This window comes from Terriglobia bacterium, from assembly GCA_036496425.1.
Classification (GTDB): Bacteria; Acidobacteriota; Terriglobia; order 20CM-2-55-15; family 20CM-2-55-15; genus 20CM-2-55-15.
Map to the genome: position 1 here is coordinate 1 of DASXLG010000223.1, position 3,721 is coordinate 3,721.

A 3,721-nucleotide genomic window follows, 5' to 3' on the forward strand; every position below is an offset into this window, starting at 1 on the left:
GGCCAGTCCGCCGCATGATATTGTGATGCTTTGCCTCCTGGCGTTGCGCGATGCGGACGCCCGCAATTTCCTTCACGCGCAAAATTGGCGTGAGATTCTCGACCAAATACCGGACACCGATATTCTGATCCGGATTTTGGAGAGCGAACTCGAACCGGATGACACCGCGTCGCTGAACGCGTTCATGGCTACCCTTCCGCCAGAGGAGGAACGGCTCATTTCCTCGTGGCTGATGCAAAAGATGCCCGCAACCACAGAAACAGTGGTCGAAAAGTGGTGGCACGGGACCTGTCAAGCTGTTGTGCGTCGTCGTTTGGAGGTGGCAAAAAACCGGATCAAAGTCCCTGGGTTGAGCGCTGGTGACGTCCTAAATTTGCAAAAACAAATTCTTGACCTGCAGGAACAGCTCCACGAATTTCCTCGGCCCGTCGGCGGAGAAGACACCTAGGTGTCTTTAACTGCCGCGTGGCAGGCCGAAGGTCCTAGACCAAATTCTTAACCAAACAAACTTGGCCAGGCATTCGAAACGAAGGGGGAGCAGCCGACAGTCGTCGGCTCGTCGGCTTAAAAGCAGCCGTGGCCGCAGTGTACCAAAAAGACGTTTGAATTCGCAAGGAAATCACAGGAAGCCGCTGCGGCTCAATTCTCGGAAGCGGACACGTAGCAAGTCTTCGTCACGCCGAGGCAACCACAATGGACCTCTTTCAATGCCGGCAATCGGAGTAACGGGTTTGTATTCGACGGTGGAAGTACAAGCGCGGATTCGGGAGCTGATCAAACTGGCGAAAGAACAAGGTTATCTCACGTTCGACGATCTGAACGAAGCATTACCGGAAGGCGTCACCGACGCCGATGAACTCGATCTTATTCTTACGCGTCTGCGCCGCCTCGAGATCGACATCATTGAGGCCTCCGAAGTTGACCGGTACAGGGACGGCAAGAAAGATGTCGATGAGGAGGAAGAGGAAGAAGAGGGCAGAGCGGCCCCCAAGGTTGATATTCTGGATGACCCGGTGCGCATGTATTTGAAGCAGATGGGGCAGGTTCCGCTGCTGACCCGAGACCAGGAAGTCCAGATCTCGAAGCGAATTGAGGAGGCTGAAGCGATGGTGCAAAAACATCTCAGTCGCTTCGGTTTTGTGGCCCGCGGCCATCTGGATCTCGCCCAAAAACTCATCGAAGGCCGGGAACGGTTCGATCGAGTGATCCTCGATAAAAAGATCGAGAGCCGCGAGAGATATATGAAGCACCTGCCACGCTTGTGTAAGCAGGTGGGGCAATTGAGCGCATCCATCGACCGGCACTTTTCCGAGCTTGTGCGGGACCTTTCAAAGAAGGCGTCGCAAAAGCGCAGGGCACTGCAAAGAACGATGGCGACCCTGCAAAAAATTTACCCGCGTTTTTACCTGAAGCAGCGGGTAACCGAAGAATTCGTGCACCTCGCCGACGAGGCGCACCACACGTCATTATATCTCCAGACCGAGCTCGCCAAAAATCCTCGCAGCAAGAAACGGCGGTCGCAGCTTCAGAACAAGGTCCGCGATTTGGAAGTAAGTCTGTGGTTTTCGCTTTCCGACTATTCCGAGGAATATCGGACGCTGAAAACCTGGCTGCGTCAGGCATTCAAAGCCAAAACCGAGATGGTCGAGGCCAATCTTCGTCTCGTTATTTCCATCGCGAAGAAATACACGAATCGCGGTCTGTCGTTTCTCGACCTGATCCAGGAAGGAAACATGGGACTGATGAAGGCGGTCGAGAAGTTTGAGTATCGGCGCGGATACAAGTTTTCGACCTATGCGACTTGGTGGATTCGCCAGGCGATTACCCGGTCCATCGCCGACCAGGCGCGCACGATCCGAATTCCCGTGCACATGATCGAGACGATCAACAAACTCTTGCGCGTGCAAAAACAGCTGGTGCAGGAGTACGGGCGGGAGCCCACGCCTGAAGAAGTAGCTGAGGAAGTTTTGCTGCCAGTGGACCGGGTTCGAGCCGTGCTAAAGATGGCGCAGCAACCGATCTCGCTGCAGTCACCGGTAGGCGAGAGCGAGGAAACCAACTTTGGTGATTTCATCGAGGACAGGGGCGCCGAAAACCCGAGCGACATGACTGCGATCGTTTTGCTCAAGGAAAAGATCAAGGATGTCCTGGAAACGCTCACCGACCGAGAACGGCAAGTCCTCGAGCAACGGTTCGGCCTTGTCGACGGTTACAGCCGAACGTTGGAAGAAGTGGGCCGGCAGTTCCAGGTCACTCGCGAGCGGATCCGCCAGATCGAGGCAAAGGCCTTGCGCAAAATGCGGCATCCAACCCGGATTCGGCAGCTCGAAGGTTTCCTTGAAGCCCCGGGAATTTGAACATAATTTTTGAGCGCGTTCGAGCGCAACTTCGAGACATGCAAACTGTTGAATCGGATGGACAACATGGAACCTCAAGATGACAAAGAGCTATGGGATGTTCTCGGCCGGCTTCCTGAGCCCACGGTTTCGCCATTTTTTGCTCGGAATGTCCTAAGAAAAATTCGGCAGGAACCGAGTCGTTTCGAGCGGGTGCGGAACTGGTTCAGCGTGCGAAAGGTTGTTGGAGCGTCGGCCGTGGCAGCGGTCTTTGTCGCCGTTGCTCTTGTCACGCATTATCCGGGTCCGCGGACAACGTCTTCGAGCGATTCAGATGTAGTGGCTAAAGTCGATCCACAGGATTATGACGTCGTGGCGGATCTGGATGCGTTGATCGCCTGGGATGAAAATACCGCGTGGGAAGATACGCCAACCTTGTAAATTATTCGTCGGTTTGGCGGCTTTTGTTCTGAGTTGCGCTTACGCGCAAGCGCAGCCAGAACAACATCGTGGCTCGGTCGGCCGACCGCCGCAGATGGCGGGACCTCATGGACCCCCGCAAATGGCAGCGCCTCACGGGCCACCGCCAAGTCAACCTCATGGCCCAACCTCAGGTCAGCCGCATGGGCCACCTTCAGGGCAGAGCGTAAGGGAACGCTGGCTCGCGATGCCGCCAGATGCCCGGCAAAATTTCCGGCGCAACGCCGAGGTTTGGATGCAGATGACTCCGGAGCAGCGCAACCTCATGCGTCAACGGGAAAACGTGCGACGACAGATTATTACGCGCGACGCAGACGCGGCAGTTCGCGACTCGGGTCTTCAACTCAATCCACAGCAACGCGCCCAGTTTGAATCGCGGTACATTCAGGAACGCCGAAAAGTCGAACAATCGCTCCGGCAGCAAATCGAAACGGAGAGACAAAAAGAAATACCCGCACTTATTCAGCAATTGAGAAAAGAATTCCAGATCGATGAGCCGGCCAAAAGCCCTGTGACCAAACCGGCGGCTTCGCCAAAGTAAGAAAAATAGAGCGCCTGGTCTTGTGCGCCAGAATCTCCTTAGCGAGTTTCCGCTCAAAAAAATTTAGGCTGGCTCGAAATAGCTTCGAACCAGCCCGGTGTGGCTATTCCGATCAATCTAGCGTCGGTATTAATAGGGATAACGGTGATGATTGCGATAATAACGATGCCCACCGTACCGGTAGTACGCCCGGTAATAGGATCGATAATAAGGTGTAGAGTAATACCTGTAGGGATAAGAGTACCCGTAAGGGTAATATCCGTAATAGCCCGGACCGAACCCGATACTGAAGTAAACTTGAGCATCAGAACGCGTCGCTCCCGCGAACATCAAACCTCCGACCACGACTGCAGTTATCAGAAGT

General features: G+C 54.6%; 5 protein-coding genes. 3 read left to right on the plus strand and 2 right to left on the minus strand.

The genetic code is table 11. The features are described from left to right. The 3 genes from VGK48_16130 to VGK48_16140 all read left to right on the plus strand — a co-directional run. On the plus strand, positions 1 to 448 hold a 448-nt coding region (locus VGK48_16130; protein ID HEY2382703.1), incomplete at its 5' end, for a hypothetical protein. Positions 449 to 707: 259 nt separating this feature from the next. Continuing rightward, positions 708 to 2,357, plus strand: a complete 1,650-nt coding sequence (gene rpoD, locus VGK48_16135) for an RNA polymerase sigma factor RpoD (GenBank protein HEY2382704.1) — start codon at positions 708 to 710, stop codon at positions 2,355 to 2,357. Between the two features lie 210 nt (positions 2,358 to 2,567). Continuing rightward, positions 2,568 to 2,777 (plus strand): hypothetical protein, encoded by a 210-nt coding sequence (locus tag VGK48_16140; protein HEY2382705.1) that lies wholly within the window; start codon positions 2,568 to 2,570, stop codon positions 2,775 to 2,777. A gap of 193 nt (positions 2,778 to 2,970) precedes the next feature. Here the strand turns inward: VGK48_16140 and VGK48_16145 are convergent, their stop codons facing one another. Continuing rightward, entirely contained in the window at positions 2,971 to 3,258 is a 288-nt protein-coding gene (locus tag VGK48_16145; GenBank protein ID HEY2382706.1) for a hypothetical protein, read from the minus strand. A 228-nt stretch (positions 3,259 to 3,486) separates the two neighbouring features. Then, positions 3,487 to 3,721 (minus strand): hypothetical protein (locus tag VGK48_16150; GenBank protein ID HEY2382707.1); only part of this gene is annotated, 235 nt, incomplete at its 5' end.

What these genes read in the sequence shown, in the direction of transcription:
- rpoD (HEY2382704.1), top strand. Translation starts at nt 708, where the DNA reads ATGCCGGCAATCGGAGTAACGGGTTTGTATTCGACGGTGGAAGTACAA.